At 70.5% G+C, this 13,239-nt stretch carries 12 protein-coding genes; 3 read left to right on the plus strand and 9 right to left on the minus strand.

Going from position 1 to position 13,239, the window contains the following annotated elements:
• Positions 1–52 precede the first annotated feature (52 nt).
• The gene (locus J7E87_RS04620) at positions 53–544 is read right to left on the minus strand and encodes an ATP-binding protein (protein ID WP_215090154.1); all 492 of its coding nucleotides are present in this window, start codon (positions 542–544) and stop codon (positions 53–55) included.
• Positions 545–725: 181 nt separating this feature from the next.
• The gene (locus J7E87_RS04625) at positions 726–1,049 is read right to left on the minus strand and encodes a hypothetical protein (RefSeq protein WP_215090156.1); all 324 of its coding nucleotides are present in this window, start codon (positions 1,047–1,049) and stop codon (positions 726–728) included.
• Between the two features lie 200 nt (positions 1,050–1,249).
• Between J7E87_RS04625 and J7E87_RS04630 the strand changes: the two genes are divergently transcribed.
• On the plus strand, positions 1,250–2,383 hold the full coding sequence (locus J7E87_RS04630) for a PLP-dependent cysteine synthase family protein (protein ID WP_215090158.1): 1,134 nt from the start codon (positions 1,250–1,252) through the stop codon (positions 2,381–2,383).
• 15 nt (positions 2,384–2,398) lie between these two features.
• On the opposite strand, the gene J7E87_RS04635 is transcribed toward J7E87_RS04630, so the two are convergent.
• The 3 genes from J7E87_RS04635 to J7E87_RS04645 form a co-directional block, all read right to left on the minus strand.
• Positions 2,399–2,881, minus strand: a complete 483-nt coding sequence (locus J7E87_RS04635; RefSeq protein WP_215090159.1) for an SRPBCC family protein — start codon at positions 2,879–2,881, stop codon at positions 2,399–2,401.
• Positions 2,882–2,942: 61 nt separating this feature from the next.
• On the minus strand, positions 2,943–3,497 hold the full coding sequence (locus tag J7E87_RS04640; RefSeq protein WP_215090161.1) for an SRPBCC family protein: 555 nt from the start codon (positions 3,495–3,497) through the stop codon (positions 2,943–2,945).
• Positions 3,498–3,503: 6 nt separating this feature from the next.
• Positions 3,504–4,349 (minus strand): DeoR/GlpR family DNA-binding transcription regulator, encoded by an 846-nt coding sequence (locus J7E87_RS04645; protein ID WP_215090163.1) that lies wholly within the window; start codon positions 4,347–4,349, stop codon positions 3,504–3,506.
• A 223-nt stretch (positions 4,350–4,572) separates the two neighbouring features.
• Between J7E87_RS04645 and J7E87_RS04650 the strand changes: the two genes are divergently transcribed.
• Positions 4,573–7,113 carry a hypothetical protein gene (locus J7E87_RS04650; RefSeq protein ID WP_215090165.1) on the plus strand — a complete coding sequence of 847 codons (2,541 nt, stop codon included), beginning with the start codon at positions 4,573–4,575 and terminating at the stop codon, positions 7,111–7,113.
• Here J7E87_RS04650 and J7E87_RS04655 read toward each other — a convergent pair.
• From J7E87_RS04655 to J7E87_RS04670, 4 genes are all read right to left on the minus strand, one after another.
• Positions 7,083–9,473 (minus strand): right-handed parallel beta-helix repeat-containing protein, encoded by a 2,391-nt coding sequence (locus tag J7E87_RS04655; protein WP_215090167.1) that lies wholly within the window; start codon positions 9,471–9,473, stop codon positions 7,083–7,085. The two genes, J7E87_RS04650 and J7E87_RS04655, sit on opposite strands and share 31 nt — an antisense overlap.
• A 125-nt stretch (positions 9,474–9,598) precedes the next feature.
• Entirely contained in the window at positions 9,599–10,207 is a 609-nt protein-coding gene (locus J7E87_RS04660) for a hypothetical protein (RefSeq protein ID WP_215090169.1), read from the minus strand.
• A 162-nt stretch (positions 10,208–10,369) separates the two neighbouring features.
• Positions 10,370–11,194 carry an MOSC domain-containing protein gene (locus J7E87_RS04665; protein WP_215090171.1) on the minus strand — a complete coding sequence of 275 codons (825 nt, stop codon included), beginning with the start codon at positions 11,192–11,194 and terminating at the stop codon, positions 10,370–10,372.
• Positions 11,195–11,231: 37 nt separating this feature from the next.
• Positions 11,232–11,690: a DUF6643 family protein gene (locus J7E87_RS04670; RefSeq protein WP_215090173.1), complete on the minus strand. Its 459-nt coding sequence runs from the start codon at positions 11,688–11,690 to the stop codon at positions 11,232–11,234.
• Between the two features lie 239 nt (positions 11,691–11,929).
• Here J7E87_RS04670 and J7E87_RS04675 point away from each other — a divergent pair, with 239 nt between their 5' ends.
• The gene (locus J7E87_RS04675; RefSeq protein WP_215090176.1) at positions 11,930–13,234 is read left to right on the plus strand and encodes a TerD family protein; all 1,305 of its coding nucleotides are present in this window, start codon (positions 11,930–11,932) and stop codon (positions 13,232–13,234) included.
• The last annotated feature ends 5 nt before the right edge of the window (positions 13,235–13,239 follow it).

Raw genomic sequence — 13,239 nt, forward strand, 5'->3', positions numbered from 1 at the left:
AGGTGGGGGCCCTCCATGCCCGAAGGGGCTGGGGGCCGGGGCGGAGCCCCGGTCAGCGCGTCAGTGTTGACCGCACGGTGGCGTGTTCGCGCAAGGGGCCGTCGGGCGTCGCCCCGTGCACCACCGGATACGGCGGAAGCGCCAAGGGCGAGGGGGCCGAGAGGGTGAACCAGACGATCTTCCCGGTGTCGCCCTGGGGCCGTACGCCCCAGCTCTCGCTCACCGCCGCGATCAGCGCGAGGCCGCGGCCGGAGGTGGCGTAGAGGTCGGTGTCCCCGACAGTCGGGATACGTGGATCGTGGTCATGAACCGAGACCGTGAGCCGGTCGAGCAGCAACTCGATCTCCACCGTGCACATCTTGTCCGGCTCGGCGTGCCGGTGGACGTTGGTCAGCAACTCGGTGACGCCGAGCGCCGCCTGGTCGATCAAGGGATCGAGATGCCAGTAGCGCAGTTGCGCCGAAATGATTCTGCGGACCTGACCGATCCGCGACGGCAGGGCATGGAGCTCCACCGTGCAGTGCCTGCTTGGCTGGCTGATCACGGCTGCGACTCCCCGAATGAGGTCCGGAAGAAGACGAAGGATCGGATCCAGCAGTTGGCTGGCTGCTGATTTGTCCGGCGGAACTAACCACATCGTGACCGCCGGTGCACCCTGAGTGATGTGAGACCAGCGTGAACCATTGACCACGGTCCCGCAACTCGCGGCATCCGGGCAGGGACTCTCAGCTCCTGGCGCCGCCGGCGCCGCGCACCGCATCGAGGAAGCGCCCGGCCAGCGCCCGTCCGTCAGGCCTGCGGCTGCGCTGCCCCATCGTGAGCCGGTACCTCTTGCCGTTGACCGTCGCCACCGTGCTCGCCTCATCGGCGAACCAGGGCTTGCCCGCCCTGACCCCGCGGACAGGAGCACTCTCGATCACCCGGCCGTAGCTGGTGAGCAGCGCCAGCCTGCCGTCCTTGATCAGCACTTGTCCGGCCTTCGTCAGCGAGCGCGGCCACCGCTCGATCCGGACGCCCGTAGCGCTGAATTCCGGCTCTGCCATCCCCATGGACACTCCGCCCCCTTCAAACCGTTTCCTGCTGGCAAGTCTGCACAACTCCGGCCGTACGCACCAGTGCGTGTGGAAGGACCCGGGCAAGTCCAGCCCTGCAAGTGACCCCTATGGATGCCCAAAGTGAAGGTTTTTGCAGGTGAGGGGCTTACTGTGGCGGGTGGGGGCTGGAGTCGGCAGGAGGAGGAACGGCGCGCATGAGCACCAGTGGGAAGCCTGTGACGGGCGAGGCGATGCCGACCGTCGATGTGGATCGCAGCGATCCGGAGTACCGGGCCTGGCTGAAGGAGGCGGTGCGCAAGGTGCAGGCCGACGCCAACCGCTCGGCCGACACCCACCTGCTGCGATTCCCGCTGCCCGAGGAGTGGGGCATAGACCTCTACCTCAAGGACGAGTCGACCCATCCGACGGGCAGCCTCAAGCACCGACTCGCGCGGTCGCTGTTCCTGTACGGCCTGTGCAATGGCTGGATCCGGCCGGGCAAGCCGGTCATCGAGGCGTCCAGCGGATCGACCGCGGTGTCCGAGGCGTACTTCGCCAAGCTGATCGGCGTCCCGTTCGTCGCGGTGATGCCGCGCACCACGAGCGCCGAGAAGATTCGGTTGATCGAATTCCACGGCGGCCAGTGCCACTTCGTCGACGACTCGCGGAAGATGTACGAGGAGTCGGCGGCGCTCGCGGACCGGACCGGCGGTCACTACATGGACCAGTTCACCTACGCGGAACGGGCCACCGACTGGCGCGGCAACAACAACATCGCCGAATCGATATACCAGCAGCTGAAGTTGGAGCGTTATCCCGAGCCCGCGTGGATCGTCGCGACGGCCGGCACCGGCGGCACCTCGGCGACCATCGCCCGCTACGTCCATTACATGCAGCACGACACCCGCATCTGCGTCCCAGACCCGGAGAACTCCTGTTTCTTCGACGGCTGGACGCTCCATGACCCGCACGCCGCCAGCGACTGCGGCTCCCGCATCGAGGGCATCGGACGGCCGCGCATGGAACCGAGCTTCGTGCCCGGGGCCATCGACCGGATGATGAGAGTGCCGGACGCGGCGAGCGTCGCCGCCGTACGGGCCCTGGACGCCGCCATCGGCCGCAAGGCGGGCGGCTCCACCGGTACCGGCCTGTGGAGCGCACTGAAGATCATCGGTGAGATGGTGGCCGACGGGCGCAAGGGGAGTGTGGTCACGCTGCTCTGCGATCCGGGCGACCGCTACCTCGACAAGTACTACTCCGACGCCTGGCTGGACGAACAGGGCCTGGACATCGCGCCGTACAGCGCGGCGATCGAGGAGTTCCTGGACAGCGGTGTCTGGCGCGGCTGACCGCGTCGGTTCAGGTCACTGCGCGGCGGACCGGGTGAGCCTGCGGTCGAGATTGCGCACCGCGCCGCGAAAGGACGTGGCCAGCCCCGCGCGGCTCAGCTTCAAAGCGGCCAGCATCGGCGCCGGGGCGTCCGCCGCGAAGGTCCACCGCACCCTGGCGTCGTTCGCGGCGGGGGTGATCCGCCACTCCTCCAACAGCGCACGAAGGCCCGGTGCGTTGGTCTCGTCGACGCGGTAGGCGTACCGCTCGCCAGGGTCCGTGGCCAGGATCGTCTCGCGGAAGAGGACGCCGCCCCTGAGTCTTATCTCGCGGCCCGCGCCCCCATGGGTGGGCCTGGCCGAGCTGACAGCGCTGAACCACGAGGTCCAGCCCGCGACATCCTCGGCGAGTGCTGCGTACACGGCCTGGGGCGAGGCCGACACTTCGGCAGAGAAGACCAGGCGCAGCGGGGCTGACTCGACGAAGTCGAGTTCCACGGGACGGAGTCGGCGTGCCATGGACTGTACCTCCGGCTGGAGAGGGGTGGGGCGGGGCCCGCACACCATAGCTGGCAGACCGTCAGTTGTCCGCAGCACCGGCAGCATCGGCAGCATCGGCAGCATCCGTGGCCGTCGGCCCCGGTCGGTTGAGGAGTCCGTCCAGCGCGCGGCCGAACACCAGCCGCGCCACCCGGGCGACCAGCGGGTCCAACAGCCGTGGAACCAGCCGGATATGGAGTTCCTCCACCCATACCACCACGGCGCCGGGCCCTTCCGGGAGCACCTCGATCTCCGCCCAGCCCGTGATCACACGGCCGCGCTTCTCCAGTCGGCACAACCCCGGAGCGCCGCCATCGGGAGGCCGCCAGTGGACGACCTCCATCGGATCGTCGAAGCCGAAGCGGCCGAGCTCGGGGCGGCCGAGCCGGGAACGGCCAATTCTGGAACGGCCACTTCCGGAGCGGCCAATTCCAGAACGCGCCACGAACACCGTGCCGACCCGGGTGGGCGACGGCGTCACCGAGGACACGATTGTCAACGGCACCTGAGCGGCGTGCCCCCGCCAGTCGGTGACCCGCAGCCATGCCTCGTCGGCGGGCAGTGTGACGGCCCGTGAGATCCGGAAGACGGCCACCGGCCCTCAGCCGCCCTGCCCGTCGGCGACCTCGGGACCGCCCGCCACCACCAGGCCGGGCAGATACTCCGCGATCTCCTCACGCGCCTCGGCAGAAAGCCCCGCATCCGTCACCAGCGTGTCGACCTCCGCGAGCCGGGCGAACGAACTCAGGCCCACCGTTCCCCACTTGGTATGGTCGGCGACCACCACGACCCGGCGCGCGGCCTGGACGAAGCGACGGTTCGTCTCGGCCTCCGCCAGATTCGGCGTGGACAGCCCGGCCTCCACCGAGATGCCGTGCACCCCGAGAAACAGCACATCGAAGTGGAGCGAGCGGATCGCCTGGTCGGCGACCGGGCCGACCAGCGAGTCGGAGGGCGTACGCACACCGCCCGTGAGGACCACCGTCGCGGCGCCGGAACGCTGGCCGCCCGCCGCACCCGCCCGCTGCGCCGCGTGGAATACATCCGCCACCCGCACCGAGTTGGTGACCACCGTCAGGTCCGGCACCTCCAGCAGATGGTGCGCCAGCGCATAGGTCGTGGTGCCACCGGACAGCGCGATCGCGCTGCCGGGCACCGCCATCTGCGCCGCCGCCCGCGCGATGTCCTCCTTGGCACTCAGCTCCAGCGCGGACTTGGCCTCGAACCCCGGTTCGTGTGTGCTCGCCTCCACCACCGGCACCGCGCCGCCGTGGACCTTCTCGATGACGCCCTGCCGGGCCAGGGCGTCCAGATCCCTGCGCACCGTCATGTCGGAAACATTGAGCTTGCGGGTGAGCTCATTGACCCGCACCCCGCCGCGCCTGCGCACCTCGTCCAGGATCAGGGCACGCCGCTGCTCCGCGAGCAGATTCTGGTTGTCGGTCACTGCCGGGGCCGGTCCTTCCGTCTCGTCGTACACCGCGCGTACACCGCTTGTCCTGCACCGCCTGTGACGAAGGTGGCTCATCCTCGCACGGGCTACGCGGCACGGGCTCGGGGAGATTCCGTGAGAGCCGTGCGGTGAGCTGCCATGATCCGGGATTCTGGTCATGAACTGCCGCGCGGCCGCGCACTGATCGATCCTCCCATCGAGAGAGCGAGTCACAGAAGTGTCCCCTGCCACTCCGGTCCCGCAGAGCGGAGGGCCCGCGCTGGAACTGCTGGTCCACGGCGTCGGCGGCGCCACCCCGCAGGACATGCTCGGCGACCCACGTACCGTCCGGATCTCCGGCGACGAGAAGGCCGCCGTGTTCCGCCGCACCGACGACGAGGAGGCGGAGCGCCACCCCGAGCGATATACGGACCGGCCCATTCCCGAGGCGTACTGCTGGTCCAACCTCACCTCGGGCAACGGCGCGCGGGCCCTGTGGCTGCTGCTGCTCCCCTTCATGGTGGTCAATCTCGCGCACTGGATGCGGCCCCGCGCCAAGGGCCGCGCCAGGACGACCCGGTTATACGGAGTGCTGGTGCGGCTCGTCGCGCTCAGCCTCACTGTGCTGCTGACCGCCGCCGCCTGCGAGGTCGCGCTGGACCTGCTGGCGTGGCAGTGCGCGGGCTCGCCCGACTGCACCCGGGAGAGTTCCTGGCTCGGCTTCCTGTCGAGCGCTCAGGGCGGCTGGTGGTCGCAACCGGGCCGCCGTCTCGCGCTCGCCGCGGTGGTTCCCGCCGCGCTGGTGGGGCTGCTGTGGTACCTCTCCAGCCGCACCTGGAGCGCGTACGAATCCCAGCGACCGCCGACCGGCGATGACGTGGGGGAGGGCGAGGCAGGCCCGGGGGAGGACACGGACGAGGACGCCGACGCGGGCGAGGGCACGGACAAAGGCGCGGGCAAGGGCAGGGACAAAGGCGAAGGCGAGAGCTCGGACAAAGGCAAGGGCAAGGGCACGGACAAGGGAGAGGGCGAGGGCGCGAGCGAGGCCAAGGGCGGCAAGGAGCCGGTCGTGCGGCCCGCGCTCGGCAGGCCCGGATTCTGGTACGGCCGCAGACTGGTCGCCCGGCTGCGCGCCGCGCACACCGCCGCCGGATTCCTGACCGTCTCCGCCGCGGTCGCCGGAGCGGCCGCCCGCCACGACCGCCGAGCTGCCGGCACGGCGCTGGAAGTCTGCGGCCTCCTGCTGGAGGCAGCTCTCGTCGTGGGGCTGCTCGCCGTGCTGTGGGTCGTCATCCGCAGGGGCCGCAGCGAGCGGCGGATCGACGCCCGCATCGACCGCGCGGCCGTCCGCCTTCTGCCCGGCGGTGCCCTCGTACTGCTCGCGCTGTCCCTGCTGTACGCCTCCTGGTCCCGCCCCGGCTGGGTCTCCACCGCCACGCTCCCCGGCGATGTCACCTTCCGCGTCATCGCCCTCGTCCAGGGCGCCCTGGTCGTTTCACTCGCCGTGGCCGCATGGCTCCTGCACCGCCGCGCGCGCCACCCGCGTACCGCCATGACGGGCCTCGGCGGGCCCGCCGTCGCGATGCTGGCCTGCGCCCTCGGCGGGGTGATGACCGGTGGAGTCGCCCAGCGTGTGGCCGACTGGCTCGACGGGTCCGGCACGCCGGGCATGGACGGCGAGGGTTCGATTCCCGGGCCTCCGGTGCTGCTCAGCTGGCAGGCCTCGGTCATCCCCGTGCTGCTGATCGTCCTGTTCGTCCCCGCCGTCGTCCTTGCCGTGCGGACCTGGCTGAAGGCCCGCCGTCTCGCGGGCCCGGTGGAGGCGGACTACGACGAGGCTCGCCCGGACACCGTCCGCACCCGGCGGATCGCGGGCACCCGCGCCCGGGCCGCCCTCACCGACGCCGCCCCCTGGATCGTCGGCATCGTCTCCGGCGCAACCCTGCTCCTCGGCGCGGGCGCGGTCGCCGGCGCCTGGGCGAGCGGCGAAGTGCCCGGCAAGGCCTTCGGCAACAGCGCCGGATTCGTCGAGTCCGCAGCCGAGGCCGCGCAGTCCGTCGGCTCCTGGCTGATCGGCTTCGGTTTCATACTCTTCGTCACCTGGGGCCGACGCGCCTACCGTGACGCCTCGGCCAGGCGCACCATCGGCATCCTCTGGGACGTCGGTACCTTCTGGCCGCGCGCGGCACACCCCTTCGCACCCCCCTGCTACGCGGAGCGCGCCGTCCCCGACCTCACCTGGCGGATGTGCACCTGGATCGGGCTCACCGGCGGACGGCTCGTCATCTCCGGCCATTCACAGGGCAGTGTGCTGGCCGCGGCGGCTGTCTGGCAGCTGCCTCCCGCCACCCGCCGCCGGGTGGCGCTGCTGACGTACGGATCACCCCTGGAGCGGCTCTACGGCCGCTGGTTCCCCGCGTACTTCGGACCCGTCGCCCTGCGCGAACTACGCAGCGAAGTGAACTGCTGGCGCAATCTGTGGCGGCGCACCGACCCCATCGGCGGGCCGGTGCTGGTCCCCGCGGAGGGCGGCCACCTCGCGGTGGACCGGGACGCACTCAAAGACCCGGTGGTGTACGGGCGTTCGGAACGGCACCCGCTGCCCGAACCGATCCTCGGCCATTCGGAATACCAGGCCGACAAAGCCTTCGACAAGGAACGCCGGGAGCTCCTCGACCGGCTGACGCCGGCCGTCCCCCGACAGGTCCAGGCGCAGGTCCAGGCGCAGACCCAGACGCAGACCCAAGATCAGGGCAGTTCGGGCAGATCGTCCGGGTAGAGCAGGGTCAGGTCGTCGGTGTTCGCCTCGGCGAGCTCGGCGACCCGGCCCGCGTGCCGTTCCACCATCGACTCGAAGGTCTGACGGGCGGTGCGTCCGTTGCCGAAGGCGGGACCCTTGGGCAGCGCGGTGAAGTACTTCAGCAGCGCCTCGCCGGTGCCTGTGCCCAGCCGGTACTCATGCTCCTCGGCCTGCTGCTCCACAATCCGCAGCAGTTCCTCGGGCACATAGTCGCTGAACGTGATGGTCCGTGAGAAACGGGATGCCACACCGGGGTTGACGGACAGGAACCGCTCCATCTCCGCGGTGTACCCGGCGACGATCACCACGACGGCTTCCCGGTGGTCCTCCATCAGCTTCACCAGCGTGTCGATGGCCTCCTTGCCGAAGTCCCGCCCGGAGTCCTCGGGAGACAGGGCGTACGCCTCGTCGATGAAGAGGACCCCGCCGCGGGCCTTGTCGAACGCCTCCTGGGTGCGGATCGCCGTGGAGCCGATGTGCTCGCCGACCAGGTCCACCCGGGAGACCTCGACGAGATGGCCGCGCTCCAGTACCCCGAGCGAGGCCAGGATCTCGCCGTACAGCCGTGCCACGGTCGTCTTGCCGGTGCCGGGGGAGCCGGTGAAAACCAGGTGCCGGCGGGCGGAGGCGGCCTTCAGTCCCGCCTCCTGGCGGCGCCTGCCGACATCGATCATGTTGGTGAGCGTGCGGACCTCGCGCTTGACGCTGTCCAGGCCCACCAGCGCGTCCAGTTCGCCGAGGACCGCGTCCGAGGTGCGTACAGGCTCGTCCGGCGCGGCCTCGGGAGCGCGCTGGTCGGGGATCGCGCCGAGCAGTCCCGGCGACTGGGTTGCGGTCAGCACAGCCGTCGTCTGCTCGGCCCCGGGCCGTACACCGCTCTCGTCGCTGGTGCAGTCCTCCACGACCGACCCGTCCTGCGCCAACTCGTAACCGCCGCGCGCACAGCGCTCGGTGCGGCAGCGGCTCAGCGTCGTGCGGCAGCCCTCCATCACATGGAAGCCGTAGCCTCCGCTGCCCGTGACCTGGCAGCCGCGGAAAGTGCCGCGGCCCTGTGCCGACACATAGAAGCCGGCCTCGGCGGGCGAGATGACCGTGCAGCGCTCGATCAGCGGATCGGCGCCCTTGGTGACGATCACGCCGGTCTGCGCGGCGTCGATGGTGCAGCCGTTCAGCGTGCCGCCGCTGCCGTGGTCGCGGAACCAGGCGCCGGTGGAGGCTTCCCTGATCCGGCAGTCGTCGAGCTGCGCCGTCGCGCCGTCGCTCACCGACACCGCGGTGTTGCGGACCTGGGAGAGATCGCTGTCGACGACATCGGCGCGCGAACCGCGGTCGAGTACGAAGATCGCGTCGGGGACGTCGTGCACACGGCACGAGTCGAGCACGACGGTCGCGCCGTCGCTGACCCAGACGGCTGGATAGTCGCCCGTACTGTCATGGATCTCGCACTGGTTGGCGTCCACCCGCGTGCCCGGGTCCCAGACGGACAGGCCATTTCGCCCGAAGCGGCGCACCGTCGACCGCGTGAGCGTGAGCACGGACCGGGAGCGCAGATCGATCGCGTTCTCCGGGATGTCGTGGATGTCGCAGTCGGCGAGCGTGAGCACGGCGTCCGTGTCGAGCGTGATGCCGTCGGCCGAAGTGCGGTGCACGGTCGAGTCGGTGAGATGGGCGCTCGCACGGGAGGCGATCTGGACGCCAGTGCCCTTGATCTCGTACACCTCGCAGCCGATCGCGTCGAGGCCACTGCCCTCGCCCGTGACGCTGAGGCCCGCGCCCGAGGTGTGATGCACCCGGCAGCGCTCCAGCCTCGGATGCGCGCCGCCGCGGACGGAGACGCCGGACTGACCGGCCGAGACCACCTCGCACTCCTCGAACACCCCGCCGGCGCCGTCCAGTACGCCGATACCGACCCCCGCCGGATTATCGACGGTGCAGCGGCGGACGGTGGGGCGGGCCCCGCCGCGCACTTCGAGACCGGCAGCGGAACGGGTCACGATCCGCAGATCGATCAACTCGGGAGTGCCGTCCTCGACCAGCAGCGCGGGCGCAGCCGCGTCCTGCCCCTCCACATGGAGGTCCTGGACGATGGCGGAAGCGCGCACGGTGAGCGGCACTCCGTCGGCGGGCGCGATGCGCACCGAGCCGACCGCGCCCTCGGAGCCGCGCAGCGTGACCGCCCTCTGGACGACGAGATTCTCGCGGTACGTCCCCGGCGCGATGGTGAGGACGTCACCGTCCCCTGCGGCCTCCAGGGCTGCGGCGAGTGAGGGGTACTCGCCCGTGCGGCGCCGCCACCGCGATGTGCCGGTGTGCGTCACCTGGACCGTGCCCTGTGCCATGGTGCTGCTCTGCCCCCACCTCGTGATCTGCTCCGCCGCGTCTCTGAGGGGGACGCCCCCTGACCCCCGAGGGGATTGCCCAACCGTAGCGCGCGCGACGAGCGGGGATTGACGAGACGTGACGGTCAGCTGCCGGCGCCCGTACGACCCCAGTCGGGGCCCGCCGCGGCCCAGCCCCGGTCGAGGCGCGCGTATCTGCGTCGAACGAGTCGCCAGACGACCAGCCGTCTGGCGCATTCGACGAGCCCCGCGGCGGCGAACGCGGCACCGATCCCCGCCAGGACGGCGTGCACACCGGCGGTCGCCGCGTCCATCGGGCGATTGACGATCCGGCCCGCCGGGTCGGTCCAGATGGTGAACGTGTCGCCGGGCCGGACGGTCCGCAGCACGGTGGAGACGGTGCCGGTGTGCCGACTGCCGTCCGCCGCCGTCCACTTCGCGACGACCGGCCGGCGCTGCTCGCCGGCCGCGGAGGACTCGGGGTCGTACGGGGCGGGCTTGTGCGGCGGGGCCGGTCTCAGCACCGTCGCGGTGACCGCATGACGCTGCTGGCGCTGCATGCGCACCGACTGGCGCAGCGATTCGTCGGTCAGGTTCGCGGTGATCCAGCCGACGGCCGGGGCCGCGGTGACGAGAAGTACGGCGGCGACCAGCGCCACGCACGCCTCGAAGAGATCGGTCGCACGGCGCAGGGGATTGTGGCGCCAGCGCCAGACGCCTGTGGCTGTTCGCACTGTCCTGCACCCCCTTCCGCGTCCGTCATAGCCCTGTACGGCGGGGCATAAGCACGGGTGTCGCGAAGAGAGAGGAAAGTCACCCCCCACTCATCCCGCCACCAGTCCAACGCGTAGGTCACCGCGGGGTGTTCCCGCTTCCGGCAGGTTCTGGTCGGGGGCCTAGGCGAGGACGGTGACTGCGTCGCCGACTCGGATGACGCCGGTCCGCTCCGGCACCAGGCACTGCCCGAAGACCAGCTTTTCCCCGACGCGGCGGTGCCTGGCGAGGGTGCGCAGCGGCTCCTTGCCGCGCTCGGCGGTGCGCTGGTCGGTGGTGGTGATGACGCAGCGGCCGCAGGGCTTGGCCACCCGGAAGGTGACCTCGCCCATCGCGATCCGCCGCCAGTCGTCCTCGGCCCAGGGCGCTGTGCCGTCGACGACGACATTCGGCCGGAACCGGGTCATGGGCAGCGGACCCTCGTCGGCGTGATCACCCTGTGCGATGAGGGAGTTGAGCGCGTCGAGTGAGGCGAGGGTGGTGACCAGCAGCGGATACGCGTCGCCGAGATGGACGGTCTCGCCGGGGAGCGCGTACTCCGGGTCAATGGGGCGCCGATTGGCCGGGTCGTCGAGGTGGACGAGCCGCACTTCGGCATCGAGATAGTCGCTGAACCAGTCGTCCGCGGGCCCCCCGACAGGCACCGTCTCGACCTTGTCCCCGAAAATCTCGACCGCGACAGTCCCGACCGGCTCGGGAACGGCGACGGTCAGAGACTCGTGCCCGGGCGCCGTCAGCCGGATCCCGCCGTCCGGCATCGTCTCGGCACGGGCCAACGCCAGCCGTGGCTGCTGGCGTTGGGTGACCACCTTGGCCGAGGGGTCGATCAGCGTCCACCGACGGTCCCCCGCGAGTCCCCACGGCTCTACGGCCGTCTCGCCGAGTGCGTACCCCGCCACCGATTTGACCGGGTGGACATGGATGGAGCGGATGGTTGGGTTGGTCATACAGCCATAGTGCCAGCCACCACTGACACCCGGCCGGTCAGTACCCCCGGCCTTGGTACGGACGGTTGTACGGGTCGTCGTATGGGGCGGGCGCCGGCGCGGGGCGCGCCGCTGCGGGGCGCATCGCCTCGTATCCGGTGGGCACCGGACGCTGCTGCTGCTGGGGCTGGGGCCCGGGGTACCCGCGCGGCACCGATGCCTGCTGAGGGATGTACGGCGCGGGCGCGTGCTGCAGCGGCATCGGCTGCTGCATCTGCTGCTGCGGGTAGCCGTACGAGCCGTAGGAGGGAGCGGACGAGGGGCCTGCCGGGAGGGCGGGCATGGCCGAGGGGAGCGCCGGCAGATAGCTGTTGCCGGTGTCGTACGCGGCAGGCACTCGGATCGGGGCGATCTGAGGCGTGCCCCGCTCCGCGACCAGGGAGTCGTAGATCGGGGTGTCGGGGAACGACGGCGCGGAGTAGTAACCGCCGCCGTAGGTGGCGCGGGGGGAGGTCATGGCACATAAGTTAAGCCCACGATGTGCTGGTTGGGGAGCCCGATAAGAGGGTTGTTTCGGTAGATGCGAGTGACGCCAGATCCCCAATGCGAGCGAATCCGGGGAAAACGGTCGCCGGGAAGCGCATAGATCGTGTAAAGGGCAAGCTGAGAGCGGGTTACCCACGGATCGGTCCGGGCGCCGCAGGCGCCCTGGGGATTAGGTTGGCGGTAGATGAATTCTTGTCAGACCCACTCGCGATGGGGGCGAGCATGTCCATGCTAAAAGGGGCCAATACTCCGGTGCCGACGCAGCACGTCCGCGTCGAATTGGGATGGCGTTCAGGCCCGGGTGCGCCGGATGTGGACGCTTCGGCGCTCCTCCTCGCATCGGGAAAGGTCCGCTCCGACGCGGACTTCGTCTTCTACAACCAGCCGGCGCACGCCTCGGGAGCCGTACGCCACGAGGGGAAGCAGAACGCGCCGGACAGCGTGACGGATCTGCTGTCGGTCGACCTCGCGCGCGTGGAGCCCGCGATCGAGAAGATCGTGCTGGCCGCTTCGGCCGACAGTGGCAGCTTCGGGCAGGTGCCCGGCCTCTACATCAAGGTCCTTGACGCGAAGTCCGGCGCCGAGATCGCGAGATACGACAGCCAGGACGCGACGGTCGAGACGGCCTTTGTGCTCGGCGAGCTGTACCGGCGGCAAGGCGCGTGGAAGTTCCGTGCGGTGGGCCAGGGCTACAGCACCGGACTCGAGGGCCTGGCGACGGACTTCGGCATCTCGGTCGACGAGCCTGCGCAGGCTGCCGCGGCTGCCGGTCCGGCGGCTCCTGCCACGCGCCCGGCCCCTGCCGCTCCCGCCACGTCCGCGGCGCCGGTCACCCCCGTGAAGCCCGCGTCTCCGCCGCCGTCGCCTCCTTCCGCTCCCGTACGTCTGAGCAAGGTGACGCTGACGAAGGAGACCCCGTCCGTCTCCCTGACCAAGCAGGGCGGCACCTCCGGCGCGATGCGCGTCAACCTCAGCTGGCAGGTGCGCAAACAGTTCCAGAGCTGGGGCGCGAAACTCGGCCGGGCCGTCGCCATGCACGCCGACCTCGACCTCGACCTGTGCGCGCTCTACGAACTGACCGACGGCCGCAAGGGCGTCATCCAGGCCCTCGGCAACGCCTTCGGCTCGCTCCAGCAGCCCCCGTACATCCATCTCGACGGTGACGACCGCACCGGCGGGACGTCCGGCGAGAACCTCACCATCAACCTGGACCACAAGGACCGGCTCCGCCGCGTCGTCATCTTCGTGACCATCTACCAGGGCGCGCGAAGCTTCGCCGACCTGGACGCGACGGTCACCCTCCAGCCACAGAACGGCGCCGCCATCGACTTCTCGCTCGGCGAGTGCACCGTGCCGTCGACCGTCTGCGCGCTCGCATTGATCACCAACACCGGCTCGGATCTCGTCGTCCAGCGCGAAGCCCGCTTCCTGGTACCGGAGCGTGGTGTGAGCCCCCAGCGGACGATCGACCACGCGTACGGCTGGGGCATGAACTGGACGCCCGGCAGGAAGTGACGCCC

It is taken from the genome of Streptomyces sp. ISL-1 (assembly GCF_018614585.1).
Lineage (GTDB): Bacteria > Actinomycetota > Actinomycetes > Streptomycetales > Streptomycetaceae > Streptomyces > Streptomyces maoxianensis.

What these genes read in the sequence shown, in the direction of transcription:
- J7E87_RS04665 (WP_215090171.1), bottom strand. Translation starts at nt 11,194, where the DNA reads ATGACCAACCCAACCATCCGCTCCATCCATGTCCACCCGGTCAAATCG.
- J7E87_RS04670 (WP_215090173.1), bottom strand. Translation starts at nt 11,690, where the DNA reads ATGACCTCCCCCCGCGCCACCTACGGCGGCGGTTACTACTCCGCGCCG.
- J7E87_RS04630 (WP_215090158.1), top strand. Translation starts at nt 1,250, where the DNA reads ATGAGCACCAGTGGGAAGCCTGTGACGGGCGAGGCGATGCCGACCGTC.
- J7E87_RS04625 (WP_215090156.1), bottom strand. Translation starts at nt 1,049, where the DNA reads ATGGGGATGGCAGAGCCGGAATTCAGCGCTACGGGCGTCCGGATCGAG.
- J7E87_RS04635 (WP_215090159.1), bottom strand. Translation starts at nt 2,881, where the DNA reads ATGGCACGCCGACTCCGTCCCGTGGAACTCGACTTCGTCGAGTCAGCC.
- J7E87_RS04675 (WP_215090176.1), top strand. Translation starts at nt 11,930, where the DNA reads ATGGGGGCGAGCATGTCCATGCTAAAAGGGGCCAATACTCCGGTGCCG.
- J7E87_RS04655 (WP_215090167.1), bottom strand. Translation starts at nt 9,473, where the DNA reads ATGGCACAGGGCACGGTCCAGGTGACGCACACCGGCACATCGCGGTGG.